Annotated in this window: 17 protein-coding genes; 13 read left to right on the top strand and 4 right to left on the bottom strand. The window is 67.8% G+C overall.

The window, feature by feature from the left end; genetic code table 11:
• The first annotated feature begins 80 nt into the window (after positions 1-80).
• The 6 genes from gad (at position 81) to HNV26_RS09855 (ending at position 7950) form a co-directional block, all read left to right on the top strand.
• Positions 81-1472: a glutamate decarboxylase gene (gene gad / locus HNV26_RS09880; protein WP_171441874.1), complete on the top strand. Its 1392-nt coding sequence runs from the start codon at positions 81-83 to the stop codon at positions 1470-1472.
• Positions 1473-1618: 146 nt separating this feature from the next.
• The gene (locus tag HNV26_RS09875) at positions 1619-2947 is read left to right on the top strand and encodes an APC family permease (RefSeq protein ID WP_171441875.1); all 1329 of its coding nucleotides are present in this window, start codon (positions 1619-1621) and stop codon (positions 2945-2947) included.
• Positions 2948-3085: 138 nt separating this feature from the next.
• Positions 3086-4441: a DcaP family trimeric outer membrane transporter gene (locus tag HNV26_RS09870; RefSeq protein WP_171441876.1), complete on the top strand. Its 1356-nt coding sequence runs from the start codon at positions 3086-3088 to the stop codon at positions 4439-4441.
• Between the two features lie 34 nt (positions 4442-4475).
• Entirely contained in the window at positions 4476-6089 is a 1614-nt protein-coding gene (gene gadC / locus HNV26_RS09865) for a glutamine/gamma-aminobutyrate antiporter GadC (RefSeq protein ID WP_171441877.1), read from the top strand.
• Positions 6043-7011 carry a glutaminase A gene (glsA, locus tag HNV26_RS09860; RefSeq protein ID WP_171441878.1) on the top strand — a complete coding sequence of 323 codons (969 nt, stop codon included), beginning with the start codon at positions 6043-6045 and terminating at the stop codon, positions 7009-7011. The genes gadC and glsA overlap by 47 nt, the downstream gene beginning before the upstream one ends.
• A gap of 216 nt (positions 7012-7227) precedes the next feature.
• On the top strand, positions 7228-7950 hold the full coding sequence (locus HNV26_RS09855) for a trimeric intracellular cation channel family protein (protein WP_171441879.1): 723 nt from the start codon (positions 7228-7230) through the stop codon (positions 7948-7950).
• 252 nt (positions 7951-8202) lie between these two features.
• Here the strand turns inward: HNV26_RS09855 and HNV26_RS09850 are convergent, their stop codons facing one another.
• The gene (locus tag HNV26_RS09850) at positions 8203-9528 is read right to left on the bottom strand and encodes a ferritin-like domain-containing protein (protein ID WP_171441880.1); all 1326 of its coding nucleotides are present in this window, start codon (positions 9526-9528) and stop codon (positions 8203-8205) included.
• Positions 9529-9871: 343 nt separating this feature from the next.
• Between HNV26_RS09850 and HNV26_RS09845 the strand changes: the two genes are divergently transcribed.
• Positions 9872-10480, top strand: a complete 609-nt coding sequence (locus tag HNV26_RS09845; protein WP_216611998.1) for a DUF417 family protein — start codon at positions 9872-9874, stop codon at positions 10478-10480.
• Positions 10481-10485: 5 nt separating this feature from the next.
• Here the strand turns inward: HNV26_RS09845 and HNV26_RS09840 are convergent, their stop codons facing one another.
• Positions 10486-11016, bottom strand: a complete 531-nt coding sequence (locus HNV26_RS09840; RefSeq protein WP_216611996.1) for an RNA polymerase sigma factor — start codon at positions 11014-11016, stop codon at positions 10486-10488.
• A 179-nt stretch (positions 11017-11195) separates the two neighbouring features.
• On the opposite strand from HNV26_RS09840, the gene HNV26_RS38925 reads away from it, so the two are divergent.
• Positions 11196-11321, top strand: coding sequence for a hypothetical protein (locus HNV26_RS38925; protein WP_301338471.1), 126 nt, complete (start codon positions 11196-11198; stop codon positions 11319-11321).
• Between the two features lie 272 nt (positions 11322-11593).
• On the opposite strand, the gene HNV26_RS09835 is transcribed toward HNV26_RS38925, so the two are convergent.
• Both HNV26_RS09835 and HNV26_RS09830 read right to left on the bottom strand, forming a co-directional pair.
• A complete protein-coding gene (locus HNV26_RS09835; RefSeq protein ID WP_171441882.1) occupies positions 11594-13042 on the bottom strand; it encodes a glycoside hydrolase family 43 protein in 1449 nt (482 codons plus the stop codon).
• 29 nt (positions 13043-13071) lie between these two features.
• Complete coding sequence (locus tag HNV26_RS09830) at positions 13072-14187, bottom strand: tetratricopeptide repeat protein (protein WP_171441883.1); 1116 nt, start codon at positions 14185-14187, stop codon at positions 13072-13074.
• Between the two features lie 339 nt (positions 14188-14526).
• Here HNV26_RS09830 and HNV26_RS09825 point away from each other — a divergent pair, with 339 nt between their 5' ends.
• From HNV26_RS09825 to HNV26_RS09805, 5 genes are all read left to right on the top strand, one after another.
• Positions 14527-15498, top strand: a complete 972-nt coding sequence (locus tag HNV26_RS09825; RefSeq protein WP_171441884.1) for an MYXO-CTERM-anchored inactivated metalloprotease — start codon at positions 14527-14529, stop codon at positions 15496-15498.
• Positions 15499-15866: 368 nt separating this feature from the next.
• Positions 15867-16082, top strand: a complete 216-nt coding sequence (locus tag HNV26_RS09820; protein ID WP_171441885.1) for a DUF1684 domain-containing protein — start codon at positions 15867-15869, stop codon at positions 16080-16082.
• A gap of 34 nt (positions 16083-16116) precedes the next feature.
• Positions 16117-16857 (top strand): alpha/beta hydrolase, encoded by a 741-nt coding sequence (locus HNV26_RS09815; RefSeq protein WP_171441886.1) that lies wholly within the window; start codon positions 16117-16119, stop codon positions 16855-16857.
• Positions 16854-17621, top strand: coding sequence for a glutathione S-transferase N-terminal domain-containing protein (locus HNV26_RS09810; protein WP_171441887.1), 768 nt, complete (start codon positions 16854-16856; stop codon positions 17619-17621). Before HNV26_RS09815 ends, HNV26_RS09810 begins: the two co-directional genes overlap by 4 nt.
• A gap of 176 nt (positions 17622-17797) precedes the next feature.
• The gene (locus HNV26_RS09805; RefSeq protein WP_253816395.1) at positions 17798-18325 is read left to right on the top strand and encodes a YciI family protein; all 528 of its coding nucleotides are present in this window, start codon (positions 17798-17800) and stop codon (positions 18323-18325) included.
• Positions 18326-18441 lie beyond the last annotated feature (116 nt).

Genomic DNA, 18441 nt, shown 5'->3' with positions numbered 1-18441 from the left:
CCCCCGGAGACCGATGGCGCCCCCCTCCACGGGCACCATCTCAATCCACGAAAAGGCCACCGCTTATCCAAGGAACATGCATGACAATTCGAGGGAGAGAAGAGATTCGCGCCCGCATCAATGACGACGTGTACGCGTCGCCTGACCTCTCCGTCGCGATGCCCAAGTTCCGCATCCCGGACGAGGAGCACAGCGCAGACCACGCCTACGCAGTGACGCACGACGAGCTGCTGCTCGACGGCAACTCACGGCAGAACCTGGCTACCTTCTGTCAGACGTGGTCCGAGCCTCAAGTGCACCGCCTGATGGATGAGTGCCTTGACAAGAACATGATTGACAAGGATGAGTATCCGCAGATAGCGGAAATCGAAACGCGCTGCGTGAACATGCTCGCCGACCTCTGGCGCTCTCCTGTTGCGAGCGACACCATCGGCACCTCCACCACGGGCTCGAGCGAGGCCGCCATGTTGGGAGGCCTTGCGCTGAAGTGGCGCTGGCGCAAGCGTCGCGCTGCCGAAGGGAAACCCACGGACAAGCCCAACCTCATCTGCGGCCCGGTGCAAATCTGCTGGCACAAGTTCGCGCGCTATTTCGACGTGGAACTGAGACAGGTTCCGCTTGCGCCCGGGCGGATGACGCTGACGCCGCAGGAGGTGCTCAAGCGCTGCGACGAAAACACCATTGGCGTGGTCCCCACCCTGGGCATCACCTTCAACCTGCTCTACGAGCCGGTAAAGGAAATTGCCGACGCCTTGGATGACCTCCAGCGCCGAAAGGGCCTGGACATTCCCATCCATGTCGACGCGGCGAGCGGAGGGTTCATCGCTCCGTTCATCCACCCAAACGTGGTGTGGGACTTCCGCCTGGATCGAGTCAAATCCATCAATGCGTCCGGTCACAAGTTCGGGCTGACGCCCCTGGGCTGCGGCTGGGTCGTCTGGCGTGACAAGAGTGACCTACCGGAAGAGCTGATATTCCGCGTGGACTACCTGGGCGGGAACATGCCGACGTTCGCATTGAACTTCTCTCGGCCAGGCGGGCAGATTGCCATTCAGTACTACAACTTCCTCCGGCTGGGGAAAACGGGATACCGGCGCGTCCAGCAGGCGTGCTCGGACACCGCGAACTTCATTGCGAAGGCGATCGAGCAGATGGGTATCTTCGAGATCGTCTACGACGGCCGGGGAGGGGTACCGGGAGTCTGCTGGACGATGAAAGACGGCGTGAACCCAGGCTTCACGCTCTACGACCTTGCAGACCGCATGCGTGAGCGCGGCTGGCTGGTCCCCGCCTACCCCATGCCCGCGGATTTGGAAGACATGGTGGTGCAGCGGGTATTGGTCCGTCATGGCGTGAGCCGGGACCTGGCCACGCTGATGGTACACGACCTTCACGCCAGCATTGAGCACTTCCACCGCCACCCAGTGAGTACGCACATGTCGCGGGAGGAAGCCTCCGGTTACCACCACTGAGTCTGCTGCCCTGCCCTTCTCGTGGGCAGTGAACAGCGCGCCAACCTTCGTCATCACGTTCCCCCGAGGCCCCACCTCGAGCGCTCCCCCGGACAGGCCGCGGAGGCCCGAGCGGAGCCCGGTGGAACGCCAACACGGGGCACCTCATGGCGGAACAGCCAACGAAGGGCTCGCCCGCGCGGCGGGCAGCGATGAGCATCTGGGCAGTCAGCGCGCTCGGCATCGGCTCCATGGTGGGAGCCGGCATCTTCGCGCTGCTGGGACAGGCCGCGCTGCTCGTCGGCCCGCATACCTGGTTCGCGTTCGCGCTCGCGGGAGTCGTCACCCTCTTGTCCGGCTACTCCTACGCCAGGCTCAGCTCGCGCTACCCCAGCTCCGGCGGCATCACCCTCTTCTTCGAGGAAGGCTTCGGACGAGGGCTCGTCTCGGGGACGCTCTCGCTCATCTACCTCGTCACCCTGGTCATCAGCATCGCCATGGTGGCCAAGACGTTCGGAGCCTACGCCACCCGACTCTTCCTCCCGAGCGGAGGACACTTCTGGTTCAGCATCTTCGGCTCGGCCATCGTCATCCTGCTGTCGGTCCTGAATGCCGTCGGCTCTGGCGCGGTGGGCAAGGCGGAGGTCGCCCTCGTGTCCATCAAGCTCATCATCCTGAGCGGCCTGCTCGCCGTGGGTATCTACTCCATGACCCAGGGCGGAACGCAGCACCTGAACAAGCACCCCTACCTGGGGCTCACCGCCCTCGTCTCGAGCGTGGGGCTGTGCTTCTTCGCCTACTCGGGCTTCGGCATGATGGCCAACGCCGCGTCAGATGTGGCCAACCCCAAGAAGACCATTCCCCAGGCCATCTTCCTGGCCATCGGCGTGGTGACGGTGCTGTACGTGGGGCTCTCCGTGACAGTCCTGTCCCTGGTGCCGCCCGCGGAGCTCGCCCGTAACGCGGACACCGCCGTGGCCCAGGCGGCCCGGCCCGTGCTCGGCTCCGCGGGGTTCATCATCGTCGCGCTCGGGGCCTTGCTCGCCACGGCGTCGGCCATCAACGCCACGCTCTTCGCCTCCCTCAACGTGTCGTCCGCACAGGCTCGCGCGGGCCAACTCCCCCAAGCCTTCAGCACGCGCTTCAAGGGCAAGAGCACGAAGGGATTCATGTGGGGCGTGGTCGCCATCCTGGTGATGGTCAACACCATGAGCCTGGGCGCCATCGCCAACGTCGCCAGCGCGACCTTCCTCATCTGCTACATGGCGGTCCACGTCGCGTGCTGGAAGCTCGCGCGACAGACGGGAGCCTCGCGCGCCGTCATTGGCGTGGGCGCGACACTGATGGGTGTCGTCCTCATCACCTTCCTCATCAGCTCCGCGAAGACCCAGCCGCTCTCGCTCGCCCTCACCGTGGTCGCCGTCGCGGGCAGCGCGCTCGTCCAGTGGTTCATCCAAGCGCATCACCACGGCCTGCCTCACACCCGCGCGCGCTGACAGGCCCGCTCGCGCGACGGTCGCACGGGGTGGAGGGATGCCCGCCTTCCAACACCGGGCAAGACTCCCTAGCTGGGATGACTGGCACCAGCGGGTCCCTACGCTTTCAGCCACTTCGCCGTGGTGGCAACGGACCCGATGACTTCTTCAACTCCTTCTCAGCAGTTCCCTGTTCGCGGCGCCGCCATCGCGCTGATGGCGACGCTGCTCACCCTCGCCAGGGACGTCCGGGCCCAGGGGCCCTCCTCGGAAGGCGCCGCTCAACCCGAGCCCTCCGCGCCCCTGTCTCCCGGTGAGGAGCTGGCACTCATGGAGCTGCCCTTCCTCGACCTGATGCTCCCCTCCAACACCCAGGCCTTCGCTCCACGGCCCGACCACGGGGTGTTCGACACCACGCTGCCCGGCTACTTCCGGATTCCAACCACGAAGGTCTTCCTGAAGCTCGGCATCGGCGCCACCACCGCGTTCACCGTCAGCTCCAAGCGCCTGGGCACGCCCACCTGGTTCACCACGTCCACCATCCCGGTGCGCGGCCAGCCCTTCTTCCACTCTCCGGGCGCCCATTCGACAGCCACCGCCAACCCGTCCGACATCTCATTGGAGATGCGCGGCAAGACGCAGCTGGGCCCGATGAAGCTGCTCTTCACCACGAGCTTCGCCCAGGGCAAACCCACCTTCGGCTTCCATCCGAACTACGCCTACGCGCAGTTGGGCGGCGTGCTGGCGGGCTTCACCGATTCGACCTTCGCGGACGTCGATGCCTACCCGAGCACCCTCGACTTCGAGGGCCCCAACGCGCTCGTCTTCACCAAGCGCGCCGTGGCGCGCTACAGCCACCGGCTGTCTCACGACAAGCAGCGACGGATGTTCCTCCACGTCGCCCTGGAACAGCCTGGCTCCAACGTGCCCACGTCCGCGGGAGAGCCGCGCGACATGCTCCCCGACGGCGTCGTCGCCTGGCGCAGCGAGGGAGGCTGGGGCCATCTGCAGCTCGCCGGCCTGGTGCGCGCGGTGGGCATCCAGTCCAAGGACAGCAAGGCCAGCCAGACGGTGCTCGGCATCGGCGGCAACCTGACCGGCGCCTACCACTTCTCCCGCAAGCACACGCTGCTCGCCGGCATCTCCGGCGGACAGGGCCTGGGCGCGTACCTCAACGACACGGGCGGCGCGCAGTACGACGCCGCGATGAATGCAGCGGGCTCGCTCAAGGCCATCCCCCTGCTGGGGGCCTACGCGGGCGTCACCTACGCGTGGACCCATATGCTCAGCTCCACGGCGACCTATGGGTGGCTCAATCTCTGGGACCGGGACCTCGAAGCCTCGCTCGAGGCGAAGCGCTTCCGGCGGTCGCAATACGCGTCCCTGAACCTGGTGGCCAAACCCATGAAGGGCGTCCTGGCCGGCGTCGAGGGGCTGTGGGGCTACAACCGCGCCATCGACAGCCAGTCCGGACAGGCCGTCCGCGGACAGCTCACCCTCCAGTACCGCTACTGAAACACCACACGAACCAGGACGGAGGGAAGACTCCATGGAGTCGGGGACGACCAGAAAACCCATTGCCGCCAGCGCGGCGCCCAAGCTGGGCGTGCTCACGCTGGCCATCATGAATGTCACGGCCGTCGTCAGCCTTCGCGGCATGCCCGCGGAAGCTGAATACGGGCTGACCTCCATCTTCTATTACACCTTCGCCGCGGTGTTCTTCCTCATCCCGGTGTCGCTCGTGGCGGCGGAGCTGGCCACGGGATGGCCCGAGAAGGGCGGTGTGTTTCGCTGGGTCGGCGAGGCCTTCGGTCCGCGCTGGGGATTCCTCGCCATCTTCCTGGTCTGGATTGAGTCGACCATCTGGTTCCCGACGGTGCTCACCTACGGCGCGGTGGCGCTGGCGTTCGTCGGCCCCAACCAGACGTGGGACCAGTCACTCTCCGGCAACAAGTTCTACACGATCCTCATCGTGCTGGGCCTGTACTGGGCGGCGACCTTCGTCTCGCTGCGCGGGCTCAAGACGTCCTCGAAGATATCCAAGTGGGCGGGCCTCATCGGCACCATCATCCCCGCCTCGCTGCTCATCGTGTTCGGCCTCACGTACCTGGCCTCGGGACGACCGCTCCAGATTCAGCTCGGCTGGGACAAGGTGATTCCCGACTTCAGCCAGTTCGGAAACCTGGTGCTCGCCGCGTCCATCTTCCTGTTCTACGCGGGCATGGAGATGAACGCCATCCACGTCGTGGATGCCAAGAACCCCTCGCGCACCTATCCGCTCGCCATCCTCATCGCGTCGGTGACGACGGTGGTGCTCTTCGTGCTCGGCACGCTGGCCATCAGCTTCATCATCCCCAAGACGCAGATCAACCTGACGCAGAGCCTGCTCGTCTCGTACCGCGACTTCTTCAAAGTGTTTGGGATGGCCTGGTTGTCACCGGCGATAGCAGTGGCCCTCTTCCTGGGCGTGCTGGGCAGTGTCACGGTGTGGGTCTCCGGCCCCTCGGCGGCGCTGGGAGCCGTGGGCCGGGCGGGCTATCTGCCGCCGTTCTTCCAGCGACTGAACAGCCACGGCGCGCCCAGCCACATCCTCATCGTGCAGGGGATGGTGGTCACCTTCCTGGCGTTGATGTTCGTCATCCTGCCGTCGGTGCAGGCCGCTTATCAAATCCTCAGCCAGCTCACGTCGACGCTCTACCTCCTCATGTACATGCTGATGTTCTCCGCCGCCATCTACCTGCGTTACAGCGAGCCGCACACGAAGCGCGCCTACCGGGTCCCAGGTGGGGAGGTGGGCATGTGGGTCATCGGCGGAGCGGGCCTCATCGGAGCGCTCGTCGCGTTCGTGCTCAGCTTCATCCCGCCGTCGCAAATCAAGGTCGGCAGCCCGATGACGTACGTGCTCATCCTCATCGGCGGCAACATCCTCTTCGTGGCCATCCCCCTCATCCTCTATGCGCAGCGCAAGGCCAGCTGGCGCACGGCGGCGGGAGCGCGCGACATGGCCCCCTTCAACTGGGAGAAGCCCGGCGCCTCGGGCCACCCCGGCGCGGCTCCGACGCAAGGCGACGAGGAGGCCTGGCCTCCCATGACTCCACACGACAGGAGGCAACCCGATGGGCGCACCGACGACACCCGCCACCATCCGCGCGGCGACCACTGAAGCGCATCAGCGATTCCAGGACCTGAAGGAAGGACAGAACGCCAGCTACATCCCGGTGCTCGCGCGCGTCCAACCCGAGCGCTTCGGGCTGGTCGTCATCACCGCGGACGGACAGGCGGCGGAGGCCGGGGACACCCGCTCCGAGTTCGCCATCGAGTCCATCTCCAAGGTGTTCACCCTCGCGAGGGTGCTCGACGAGGTGGGCGCGGAGGTCCTCCAGAAGAAGGTGGGCGACAACCCCACCGGCGAGTCCTTCGCCTCCGTCCATGCGCTCGTGGTGCACGACGGCAAGCCGCTCAACCCCTTCGTCAACGCAGGGGCCATCGCCACCGTCAGCCTGATTCCCGCGGACTCGGCGGCGCGCCGCTGGGAGAAGATTCACGAGACCGTGTGTGCCTTCGCGGGCCGCAAGCTCGAGGTCATGGACGAGGTCTACCGCTCCGAGAGCGCGACCAATCAGCACAACCGCGCCCTCGCGTGGCTGCTCGACAGCAGCCACACCCTCTACAGCGACCCCATGGAGGCGACGGACGTCTATACGCGCCAGTGCTCGGTCGGATTGACGACCTATGACCTGGCGGTGATGGGGGCCACCCTCGCCGCCGGGGGCATCAACCCCCTCACCCGGCAACGCGCCGTCAAGGCGGAGCACGTGCCTCGGATTCTCGCCGAGATGACCATGAGCGGCCTCTACGACAACACGGGCACGTGGCAATACGAGGTCGGGTTGCCCGCCAAGAGTGGCGTGGGCGGCGGAATCCTCGCCGTCGTTCCGGGCAGGCTCGCCATCGCCGCGTTCAGCCCGCCCCTGGACCGCTTCGGCAACAGCGTGAGGAGCCAGCGAGCCATCCGGCACCTCTCGGAGGCGCTCGGCCTCAACCTCTTCGCGGCCACCGCCGGGGCCTCGCCGCCGACACGGTGAAGCACGAATCGACGCGCCTTTCAGCGGGCCACGGAGACATGGCTGAGGACGATGCCGTGCGTGGTGGAGACGGTTGCCTGGGTCCTCCTTCCCAGACGAGGGGCCGTGCATCCCGCCCCCCGGCGCGTCGTCCCACGATTGCCCACGCGCGCGCGCGTCCCCAGCGTGCGGTGAAGGAGGCGCGGAGCGGATGCCGCCGCACGCGCGCGAACATCCATGGACATCGACCTGTCGGACCTGTCGAGACCGGAGGTCCAGGAGCATGTCCTCTCGCTGGGGACGCTCGTCGCGGACCTGCTGGGCGTGTTCGCGGGTTCGGTGCTCGGCGCGCTGCTGGCCGAGCGGCAGAAGTTGGACCTCATGGGCTTCCTGGTGCTCGGGCTGGTGTCCGGGATCGGCGGAGGCATCCTCCGGGACACGCTCCTCCAGGCGGGGCCGCCGCTGGCCCTGCTGCGGCCGTCCTATCTGGTGGCGGCGTTCGGCGGCGCCTTCACGGCGTTCATCTTCGAGCTGCGGCACGGGCCGACGTTGAAGCTGCTCATGTCACTGGACGCGCTGACGCTGGGCTCGTTCGCGGTAGCGGGGACGCAGCGGACACTGGAGGTGGGGCTGTCGCCCGGGACGGCCCTCCTCATGGGCATCATCACCTCCGTGGGCGGCGGGATGATTCGCGACGTGCTCATCCAGCGCACGCCCACCCTGATGCGACCGGAGCCCGGCTACTACGCGCTGGCGGCGCTCGCGGCGAGCGCGGTGTGCCTCGCGCTCTCCTTGTCGGGACACAAGCGCATCGCCTTACTCGCTGGCATCGTCGTGGGGGCGCTCATCCGCCTGTTCTCCGTGCGCCACGGATGGCGGCTGCCCGTGAAGAAGGCGCAGCGGCCCCAACCTCCGGTGAAGAGCGACGGCGTCGACGGGATGGAGGAGGAGCCGAGGTGATGCGCGAGCGCTCCGCCAACGCAGGCCTCGTTGCGCAGGCCTGGCGACTGCCAGGGAGCGCCCCACGTTCGTGGTGGACTCGGCGTACCGCCGGGCGCTCCCCCGGGTGCGCACCTCCCTCAGCCGCATCCTCGGGGAACGGCTGAGGGAGGTGCCCGCGGACGTGCCGCCGACGTGAGCGTCACGAGCCTTGGGCGGTACGCCCCTGAGCGAGCCTCGACTCCGAGGCCTCTTCAGGAGCAGGCCCGGGTCTCAATTCCAGAGCTCGCGCGAGAGCAGCTCCACCATCGCGACGGCGACCTCCGGTTCGGGCAGCCCCAACGCCCGCAGGAGCGCCGTATCGGTCGGTGCGGAGACCTCCGCACGCAGCGCCTCCACTGCCCGCTGACGTGCCGCGCGCACCGCCTCCTGCTCGGCGGCCGGCAGTCGCTCTACCGCCCAACGGTCGATGGCCCAGGACAGGTCCGCGTGCCGGGTCTCGTCCTCGGCGATACGGACCATCGCCTCGCGCACCTCGTCGTCCTCCGCGTGCAGGGCCTGATGGTGAGCCAGCAACGCGCCGTACGTCTCGCGCACGCAGCCCTCCACCGCGTTGTCCAGCGCCACCTCGAGCAGCGGCCTGGGCGGGAGGGGCGCCACCACCGCGCGCGCAGGCGTCGCGCCATGACGACGCGCCAGTCGCCCACACACCTCCGTATGAGCCACCTCATCGAGTGCGCTGCGAAGCGCCGCCTGCTGAAGCTCGACCGCCGCGCCATGCAGCGCCAGTTCGTCCCGCAGCCGCAAGAAGGCCGTGATGGAGGCCTCCTCCAGGTGGGCGATGAGCGCGAAGTGCTGCCCCAGCTCATCCGTGCATGCAATCGAGCCATCCGAGCGGAGCCCCGCGGGCCTGCGCCCCACGGTGCACCCCTTCGTGCCCCGCTCCAGGACGTGGGTCTGCTTCACGTGCACCTCGCCCGAGGGCCTAACCTCCAGCAGATACTGCGTCAGGTTGGAGCCCTCTCCACACGCAAACCCCTTCGTGGCGACGACGTTGAAGGTCCCGTCCGCGTTGGCCTTCACCGCGCCTTTCTCCAACTCGGTGCAGCTCAGGTCGTAGCGCCCCGCGAAGACCTGGAGCAGCGCCTCCTGAGAGGTGTCGATGTCGCCCAGGAAGGCCTGGAGCCCCTCTTGAGAGGTGTGGGCCTCCACCGCATCCCCTCGCGTCGTCACGAGGTAGTACGCGTAGCAATCCGGCTCGCAGCTGGAGCGAAACCCCTTCTCGGAGGAGAGGGCCTCGAGCTCCGCGTGACACGCCACCGGCTGCGTGGCGGTCTCGCACGCCGTCCCCGAGGACACGAAGGTCTGCTGCCAGGGCGCGGTGTACAGGTCAGCGATGAGCCTCATCTCGACGAAGTCCGGCTGGGTCGCGGGAGACAGCCCGCGGACCGACAATCTTCCATCATCACAGGTGGGGGGGGAGAAACCTTCCAGGGAGATACCCCCACCCCCACCGCCACAACCGGTGAGCAGCAGCGGGGACGCCAGTGATGCACTCAATGCTCGAGCGAAAAGCCGACGCAGTTGATCCGAGTTCAAGTAGCACTCCTCCTTAGGAACGACCTCGCCCTCGAAAGCAATCACGGTGCCAGGAGCGCTTCAGTCGAGGAGCCCGGGGGCGCCGGCAGAACGACGTCAGCGTTTTCCATGACTGTCCTCAGAAACCTGATGCACCCGGTGTCCCCCCTCCGCGAAGGAGCCCTCCCCGGACACAGGCGCGGCTCTGGTCGGCGCTGGTTGCTGGCATGCGGATTGTCGCCGCGCTCGCCTTTCGCATGCTCCGTGTAATGCCCGGGCAGGACGAAACCTGATTACGGCATAGCGCGAGCGTTCGAGTCCGAAACCGTGGGCTCGAACGCTTCCCACATCAGGAGATCCATCCTTGTCCCGTATCGAGTCGCTCCTCCGCCTCGCCGCCCGTGCCGACCGCATCGGAATGAACGTCCTTCGCGCCGGCCTGATCGTCGTCCTTGTCTGGATTGGCTCGCTCAAGGTCGCCGAATACGAAGCCGACGGCATCGTCCCCTTCGTGGCCAACAGCCCGGTCATGAGCTTCGTCTATGCGTACGAGGCCCCCGAATACCGGCAGTATATGAACCCTGAAGGCGCGCTCGTTCCCGCCAACCGCGCGTGGCACGAGGCGAACGGGACCTATGGGTTCTCCTATCTGCTCGGCGGCGTGATCGTGCTCTTCGGCCTGCTCATCGCCGCCCATTGGTGGCGCCCGGAGCTCGGCGCGATCGGCAGCGCCCTCGTGGTCGGCATGTCCGTCGTGACGCTCTCTTTTCTCGTCACCACACCTGAGAGCTGGGTGCCGGCGCTTGGCGACGCCCATCACGGCTTCCCGTGGCTGAGCGGCCGCGGGCGGCTCGTGGTCAAGGATGCAATCATGATCGGCGCCGCCATCGTCACCATGGCCGATTCCGCCCGGCTCTGGCTGGCGCAGCGCAAGCCGCAGCCGGCCGAGCAGCTCCACCGCGCCGCCGCCTGAGAGCGCTACCCCTCCATGCACGCGCGGAGCTCACGCTTCGCGCGGTGCAGGAGCACGGCGACGTTGCCAGGTGTGGTGCCAAGGAGATCGGCCACGCGGACGCCCGGCTGATCCTCTAGTAGGCGCAGCGTCACCACCTGGCGCTGCACCGTGGCGAGCTTCTCCACACATTGGAAGGCGAGCACATGCGCCTCGGCATGCTCGATGAGCGAATCGACGCTCTCCCGCTCGTCGGCCAGGCGCTCGACCACTTCACTGTCGCTGAGATGCGGCCGCGCGAGTTCGTGGCGACGCCTCCTGTTCCGCGAGTGGTTGCGCACGAGGATCGCGAGGAGGTTGCGGCTGTCGTCATCCTCGTATGCGAGCTTCCGCGCGTGGGGCAGGCCGAGGAAGGTCGCGAAGGCGTCCTGGACGGCGTCGAGCGCGTCGTCGGCGAGCAGGCCCTCGTTTCGAGCCACCGCCGCGAGCGCGCCGCGATGGTCGCGCACCAGGCGGGTGACCCAGGAAAAGAATCCCTTCTCGTCGTTGCGCTCCATCTCCAGTTCCTTCCGGCGGCAGATCCGACAAGCAACCGCCGCCGCCTCGCGAAGCTTCCTGCTCGCCTTTCGTTGCGTCGAAAGGGCGCAACGTAGCCGATGCGCCACTGCGCATTCCACCCGACTTCCTGCCGTCACCCGAAAAGTGATGCCGGCCTGCTACGGCACAGCGGGTATGGATGTGTCACGCGTCCTACCTGGGCGAAGCCAAGATCGTCTGCGAGGACGCGCTCACCTCCCCCTCGGTGGGGGCGCGCTACCACGTCGTCGGGAAGTTGCTTGAGAACGGGATGATGGACGCCTGAGTGGAAGGACGGGTGCTCCCTGTCTTCATCCCACCGGTGCAGGAGCCGACCGATTGAGCTTCGGGCGGTGGAGGAGAGACGCTGGCTCACGATGACGCCGATGTCCGCCCGGATGCTCCGACTGAAAGGCGTGGTCTTCCGCGCGCTGCGAGGCGCCTCGAGCCATGCGGAGCTGTCGATTGCCTTCCGCGGGCAATCCGCCCCCGCCGCCGCGCACCTCCGCGCCGTGGTGTCGGTGGCGCGGCGCGGAGACAGTCGACGCAGCGAAGCCGCTACGGCATGGGCCGCGAGTTCGCGGACGGCGCGGACGGAACCGCGGGCCAGCCATTGGGCCACGTGATTGCGTCCACGAGCATCACCCGCGCCGTGTGGGCGCTGTTCCACGCGTGGTAGACCATGTACATGTCTCCGCGCGGCCCGGTGACGACGGAGTTGTGTCCCGGCCCCACCCAGCCGCCACCCGTCTTGAGAATCGGCGCGCCCAGCTTGGTGTACGGGCCCAGCGGGCTCGTCGCCCGCGCGACACCCACGGCGTAGGTGCTGTTGTAGTACGCGTTGCCACTGTAGAAGAGGTAGTAGTAGCCGCCCCGAGCGACGACCCATGGCGCCTCGACGACGCCGCCCTCCCACGAGAGGTTGTTGCTGATGAGCGTCTGGCGCGAACCCACCAGCGACAGGCCATCCGCTGACAACGCCTGCCCGTAGATGGGCGTCGGCCGCCCCACCGCGTTGCCGTCCGCCTTCCACACCAGGTAGGGCGCCCCGGTGGTGCTCGTGAAGAAGGTGGCGTCAATCATCCCCATCGCGGTGTCATGCACGAGCGGCCGGCCGATGTCCGTGAAGGGCCCGAGCGCGCTCGCCGACGTCGCCGCGCCGATGGACAGCTTCCCGTTCGAGTGCCGCGCGGTGAAGTAAGCGACGTAGCGTGTCCCCACCTTGTGGATCTCCGGCGCCCAGAAGTCTCCCGTCGCCCAGGTGGGCTTCGACGCCGACGGGAAGATGGAGCCCGCGCTCGTCCACGTCACCAGGTCCGTCGACGTGCGCAGGGGGAACGCATTCGCCGCGCCGCCGGACGTGCACGCGGCGACGTACCGCGTCCCATCATGGATGACGCCCGGGTCCGCGCAATCCACGGGGACCACCGGGTTCCGGTACAGGCCGCCGCACCCCGTGTAGCGGAAGGACATGCCGCACGCGCCCGCGCCGCTGAAGTACGGCCTCCACCCATTGGAGAGCACCGCATACGAATTGCTGCCCTCGTTCGTGCAGGCCCGGTCCCAGAACACGCGCCCGCTCACGTCGTCGTACTGCGCGGGGTGTCCCGACGGGTGTATCCACGACGCGGCATAGGTGACGCGCGTCGAGCACGCGGTGGCCCCGGCGCAGTCGGTGTCGAGCGCCATGACACACGCGTTGTTGCCTGTGAAGTACGGCCGCCAGCCGTTCGAGAGCACCGCATACGAGTTGCTGCCCTCGTTGATGCAGGCGCCATCCCACGTCACCAGACCACTCGCGATGTCGTACTGCGCGGTGTGCCCCGAGGGGCGAATCCACCTCTCGCCGTAGGTGATGCGCGTGCTGCACGCGAGCGGCGCGCCAGCGGTGCCTGCCGGAGCCTCCTCCGTGAGCGGCATGTCGATGGGCTCGTCGCCACAGCCGGGTGCAAAGACAGAGACGGCGCACACCGCCGTGAGCGCCAGGATGCGAGGGAACTTCCTCATGGAACCACCTCCAGATGGAGGGGCTCGAACTAACACGAAATATCAGCAAAACAAGAAATACAAACCCTTCGCGCCCCGACCACGTCCTTCACTCGACCAGAGACAACAGCATTTGAACCTCCACCCGACTGAGCACCGGGCCACGCACGCCTGGGGCGCTCCCCATTCAATGGGGCCGCGGGAGCCGGCTCGGACGAGCACCCACGCCGATACGCCTCCAGCGCCCGCTTGAACCGCGCGCGCTCTTCCTCGGGCCATTCCTCGGGGAACTTCGCCACCGCTTGCTGTTGGTCCGCGACCGCTTCCCGGCAATGCCCCTGGTGGAAGGCCACCAAGGCCGAGGTCTCGAGCGCATAGGGATTCTCGGGTGCGAAGCGTCGCCCCACCTTCGCCAAGGGCGCTGCTTCCGCGTACTTCCCTTCCTGCGCTCGCAGCCACGCCAACTCTGTCGCGGGCCACCAGGCCTCGGGCGACAAGCGGTTCAGGGCATGAAGCGCCTTTTCATAATCCGGATCCTGGGATGCATGGCTCGCCAGAAATCGCGCGAGGTCAAGCCAGGCGTCGCCGCTTCCAGGAAATTGCGCGACACGTGCGCGAAGCCACCGCAACTCCTCCTCTTGGGACAGGTACTCTTTATAGCCAGTCGCGCTGAGCTTGAACGTGAGCGGATACTCGATGGGATGCCCCGCCAGCTTCGCTGGCACGTAGACGTGAGCGGCCAGCGCCTTGATGAATTGCTCTGTCATCCCGTAGGGCGCGGACTCCACCACGGTGAACTTTCGTATTCGGCCATCCGTTCCGAGCCTGGCACGAAGGACCAGCACATAGATCGTCCTGGCGTTCATCGCGCTTTTCGTCAGCTTGGGCGGCTCGCCCGACACCCGCTTGGGCCGTTGGACCTGCTCCTGGAGGTACGTGCATGCCTCAGCGAGTTCGGCGCGACACGCCGCGGCGAGGTCGAGCCATGCGGTCCTGACCTGCTCCGTCGAAGGTGCCCCCGAAAGCACCTGAACGGCATCTTGGAAGGCCACGGGTGCGTCTTCCGCGGAGAGTTCCAGAGCGGGGGCAGACTCAGAGCTGTCACCCGGCCACAGAACGTTGTTGGACTTCTCGGGCGATTGATCGCGCTCCTGGTAGAGCGCCATGGAGTAGGAGAGGTGGCCATGGCTCGCGGGCAACGAGGGCACCCCCGCATGACGACAGCCGGTGGCCAGGGGCAGGCACAGACACAGCAAGAGCAAGAGGCAACGCATCGGCGGTGAATCTACCCGCTTCCAGGCGCCGCGAGGAAGCACGCGTCAGGCGCATTCGAAGCGAGGTGCGTGACCGCCCGGCCCACCAGTGCCGCCTGGTGCTCGGCGCCCGGAGGCTGGTTGGTAAGGGATTGGGCGACAATCACCTGGTGCGCCGAATCCACCGCCGCGCTGTTCGACCTGCGCCGAAACTCGCGGCGTGGCACCCGCGCCGTCTATGGTTATCCGGACATGCCCCCTGCCAGAGTCTTTCTTCTCATTCCTCTCGTCATCCTCTTCGGTGTGTCCAGCGCGCGGGCACAGCCATACGAACGTACCCGATACGAAGAGCGGGAGTTGTGCCGCGGTGACAGGACCGTGACCTATGCGATGACCACCTCGGGTGGCCACCCGACCGCTGAAGAAAGGGCTGCGGTCACCGCCGCGTTCAACACCTGGAACCAGACCGTGGCCAGTTGCTCGGACCTGGTGTTCACACCCGGCGAGGATGTGCCTCATCCCGCGCCACGACCTCTCGACGGGAAGATGCTGGTGACCTTCCGCCAGGTGAACTGCCCGGACATCGCCCCCGATGACGATGCCTGCTGGCAGAATGACTCCTGCGCCGACAAGTATGATTGTTGGCCCTTCGCGCCAAGGGACGTCGTCGATGAGACGAGCTATTTCCGGCTGTCCACCGGTGAGATTCTCGGCACCGAGATCAGCCTCAACAACAGCAATGGCATGCTCACCACGCTGGACGGTCCCCCCTGCGACGAGGGAGTCATCGAGCCCGGCTGCGTCATCGGAGATGTCCAGAGCCTGGTGACACGCTCCATCGGCGAGGGGCTGGGGTTCGCCCTGCTGACACGCACCGATTCCACGATGTCTCGCTTCCTGCCCTGGGGCGATACGCAGAAGCGCATCATCGACCCTGGCACGCTCCAGGGCATCTGCGAGACCTACCCTCGAGGTCTGCCAACCCCCGGGTGCATCATCTCAACGGATGGCGGCGTCCCAGACGGCGGAGACGGCGTCCCGTCCGGCGATGGTGGCGTGCAGACGGCTGACGGTGGTGTCCCGGACGCCGGTGACAGCGTCCCTGACGGCGATGGCGGCGCTCCGTCCAAGTCTGGCTGCACCAGCACCTCCTCGGTGCCACTCCTCGGAGCGCTCATGCTCCTGCTGGGGGCTCGACGCACTCGCCAACGCTCACGGGGCTGAACACGGGCTCGGGCTCGGGGTTGTCGCTCCAGATGCGACGGGAGGTCCCCGGCGTACCTCCATCGCGTCGACGACGAGGCTGGGCGAGAGTCTGGCCATGCCGATCCTGCCGAAAGAGCGAGCCCCCAGGTTGATCACGATTCGTCGTGGCGGGAGCCTGACCGACGAGGACCACCACCTGCTCGCGGAGTGGGCTGCCCTCTGCGCGGAGCACGTCCTGCCCTTCTTCCATCCGGGCCGCCGCCGCGTCGGTCGCCGTGGGTAACGCGGAAGGCCCACGCGCCTGGACACGGTGTTCCACCTCCAGGGCGCGTTGGTGGCACGCGAGCGGCTGACAGTGCGGCGGGCGTGAACACCGGCTCGCGGCGATGCAGGAGGCGACGAGGCCCACCGCGACGAGACCAACGGCGCGGGGTGCGAGCTCGAGGCCGAGACGCCTCTGGGGCCAGGTGGCGCTGCACCACAACCGAGCCTACAGCCCCACCTGCGCCTTCTCCGCCTACAGCCTGTGCCCACTGCCGCCGCGCCAGAACCGGCTTCCCTTGCGCGTGCAGACAAGCGAGAAACGCCCGCAGAGTCAGTGAGCGCCGCGTCTCCCCTTCCGCTGTCGGAGGTCTGATGATGAAGCCCCTGCACCTCGCCGTGCTCCGGATGCTGCCTGCGTTCTGTCTCGCATGTACCCACCCGCCCCAGGCGCTCCGCGAGGCGCCGGTTGCCTCACCCGCGCTCAGCTACGAGACCTACACCGTCGGAGCTGGCGAGCCCGAGGCGATGCTCGTCGCGCTGCACTACTCCGGGTCCACACCTGGGTTCTGGAGACCGCTGCTCGAGGACTGGCGCACCCCGACCCGCGTCGTGCTGCCGCGCGGCCCGAACCCGCGCAGGGAGGGCTTCACTTGGTTCGCCGCCGGCCACGAGCAGAAGGCGACCGAGGAGAAGACCGCCGACGTGGAGCAGATGGCCGCGCGGCTCGCAGAGCTCATCCGCGAGCTGCGCGCCGCCCACCCCCGCATCCGCCGCGTCGCCGTGACGGGATTCTCCTACGGCGGAGACCTCGCCTGGGCGCTCGCGCTGCGCCACCCGGAGCAGGTGGATGTCGCGGTCCCCATGGGCTCGCGCCTGCTCGGGGACCCCACGCCCGGTGCTCCGGCCACGCGGCGTGTTTGGGTGCTGCAGGGCGAAGTCGACCCCATCATCACCGCCCCGCAGACCGCGGCGCGCGTGGACGCACTGAAGGCAGCCGGTGTCCCCATCGACGTGAAGGTCTACCCTGACCTCGGCCACGACTTCTCACCGCAGCTCATCGAAGACTGGCGCACCTTCCTGCAGCAGCAGTTGCGCACGGAGGCGCAGCGATGACGTGGACCCTGATTGGCGAGGCCGCGTCTCCCTGGTCCGAAAAGGCCCGCTGGGCGCTGGACCACCACCGCCTCGCGTATGCGTACCGCGAGCACTACCCGCTCATCGGCGAACTCTCGCTGCGGCTGAGGGCGCGGCGGCTGAAGGGCCGCGTGAGCACGCCCATGCTGCTCACGGCCGAGGGTCCGCTCATCGACTCCTTCCATATCGCCCGCTACGCGGACGCGCACGGCAGCGCGCCCACGCTCTTTCCGGCCGAGCACGCCGAGGAGATCGCCGCCTGGAACGCCCGCAGCGAGGCCGCGCTCGGCGCGGCGCGGGTGCGCTACCTCGACCGGCTCGCGAACGACCGCGCCGCGAAGCTGGAGCAGCAGCCACCCGCCTTCCCTGGTTTCGTGCGCCAGCTCTCAGTGCCCGCGGTGGACCTCGCCATGGCCTACCTGCGTAGGAAGTACGGGATGCCGGACAGCACAGCGGCGGAGGCCACGCTGGTATTCGAGCTGGAGGCGCTTCAGCGTGCGCTCGCGGGCGGCAAGCGCCACCTCGTCGCGAACCGCCTCACCTACGCGGACCTCGCGATGGCGGTGACGCTGCAGTTCGTGTCACCCGTGGACGGCGAGCACCTCGCGATAGGACCCGCCACGCGCGCAGCGGGCGTCCACCCGCAGCTGTGCGCGCGCTATCCGGACATCGTCGCCTGGCGCGACGCGCTCTACGCGCGGCACCGGCGCGTAGAGCAGCCCACCGAGCCCGTCCGGGAGTAGCGTGCCTGCGCCACCTCCAGCGTCCGGCGTCGAAGCCACCAAGCACGCCGGCCACGTTGAGGCCGAGGCCCTCCACCGCGTAGCCCCCCCTCCTGCACGAACACCGTGGGCAGCCGCAGCTGCGCGAGGCGCCGGCCCATGAGGGGGAGTGCTCGCGCTCGAGCGCGAAGGCGCTGATGGGGTCTCCCACGTTGGTGCCCACGCCCAGCGACACCATCAGCGCAGCAGGGACGAAGCGGGCCACGGCGTCCAGCGCGGAGTCGAGCGCGACGCTGAACTGCGCCCAGATGGTGCCGCGCCTCGGCGCCGCGCCGGCCCAGCGCGCCGCGAAGAAGTTCGAGTTCGACAGGCACTCCCTCGTCCTGCTCGAGCGAGTCCCTGGCGCCAAGAAGCTGCCGGAGGCCGAACTGGCGCAGTCGCAGAAAGAGCACCTCGCGTACCTCACGCGCATGGGGGAGAGCGGCAAGCTGGTGCTCGCGGGCCCCTTCGATGAGCAGGACGACGTGGGCATGCGCGGCGCGTGCATCGACCGCACCGCCACCAAGGCGGAGGCGAAGCAGCCCGCCGAGCAGGACCCGATGGTGAAGGCGGGCCGGCTGCAGGTGCAGGTCATGGCCTGGAACACGGAGAAGGGCTACCTGGCGTTCCCCAAGGCCCCACCCGTCGAGGATGCCAAGGGCGCGGCGAAGGATGCGGGCAAGTAACGCCCACGCAGGCGGGCCACCCTGGCACCGCCCCCCGCGCCACTCACGGTATCCTCTCCTGCTCGCCCCGGCCCGGGGCGCCATGCTCGCCGCCTCCGCTCCCGCGTCGGGAAGCG

The sequence above is a fragment of the Myxococcus xanthus genome (assembly GCF_013116825.1).
Lineage (GTDB): Bacteria > Myxococcota > Myxococcia > Myxococcales > Myxococcaceae > Myxococcus > Myxococcus xanthus_B.
This window is presented reverse-complemented; position numbering and strand designations above follow the sequence as displayed.

Excerpts from the sequence above, each read along its gene's own strand:
- gad (WP_171441874.1), top strand. The coding sequence starts at position 81 with ATGACAATTCGAGGGAGAGAAGAGATTCGCGCCCGCATCAATGACGAC.
- HNV26_RS09875 (WP_171441875.1), top strand. The coding sequence starts at position 1,619 with ATGGCGGAACAGCCAACGAAGGGCTCGCCCGCGCGGCGGGCAGCGATG.
- HNV26_RS09870 (WP_171441876.1), top strand. The coding sequence starts at position 3,086 with ATGACTTCTTCAACTCCTTCTCAGCAGTTCCCTGTTCGCGGCGCCGCC.
- gadC (WP_171441877.1), top strand. The coding sequence starts at position 4,476 with ATGGAGTCGGGGACGACCAGAAAACCCATTGCCGCCAGCGCGGCGCCC.
- glsA (WP_171441878.1), top strand. The coding sequence starts at position 6,043 with ATGGGCGCACCGACGACACCCGCCACCATCCGCGCGGCGACCACTGAA.
- HNV26_RS09855 (WP_171441879.1), top strand. The coding sequence starts at position 7,228 with ATGGACATCGACCTGTCGGACCTGTCGAGACCGGAGGTCCAGGAGCAT.
- HNV26_RS09840 (WP_216611996.1), bottom strand. The coding sequence starts at position 11,016 with ATGGAGCGCAACGACGAGAAGGGATTCTTTTCCTGGGTCACCCGCCTG.
- HNV26_RS38925 (WP_301338471.1), top strand. The coding sequence starts at position 11,196 with ATGTGTCACGCGTCCTACCTGGGCGAAGCCAAGATCGTCTGCGAGGAC.
- HNV26_RS09835 (WP_171441882.1), bottom strand. The coding sequence starts at position 13,042 with ATGAGGAAGTTCCCTCGCATCCTGGCGCTCACGGCGGTGTGCGCCGTC.
- HNV26_RS09830 (WP_171441883.1), bottom strand. The coding sequence starts at position 14,187 with ATGGCGCTCTACCAGGAGCGCGATCAATCGCCCGAGAAGTCCAACAAC.
- HNV26_RS09825 (WP_171441884.1), top strand. The coding sequence starts at position 14,527 with ATGCCCCCTGCCAGAGTCTTTCTTCTCATTCCTCTCGTCATCCTCTTC.
- HNV26_RS09820 (WP_171441885.1), top strand. The coding sequence starts at position 15,867 with ATGCAGGAGGCGACGAGGCCCACCGCGACGAGACCAACGGCGCGGGGT.
- HNV26_RS09815 (WP_171441886.1), top strand. The coding sequence starts at position 16,117 with ATGATGAAGCCCCTGCACCTCGCCGTGCTCCGGATGCTGCCTGCGTTC.
- HNV26_RS09810 (WP_171441887.1), top strand. The coding sequence starts at position 16,854 with ATGACGTGGACCCTGATTGGCGAGGCCGCGTCTCCCTGGTCCGAAAAG.
- HNV26_RS09805 (WP_253816395.1), top strand. The coding sequence starts at position 17,798 with ATGGGGTCTCCCACGTTGGTGCCCACGCCCAGCGACACCATCAGCGCA.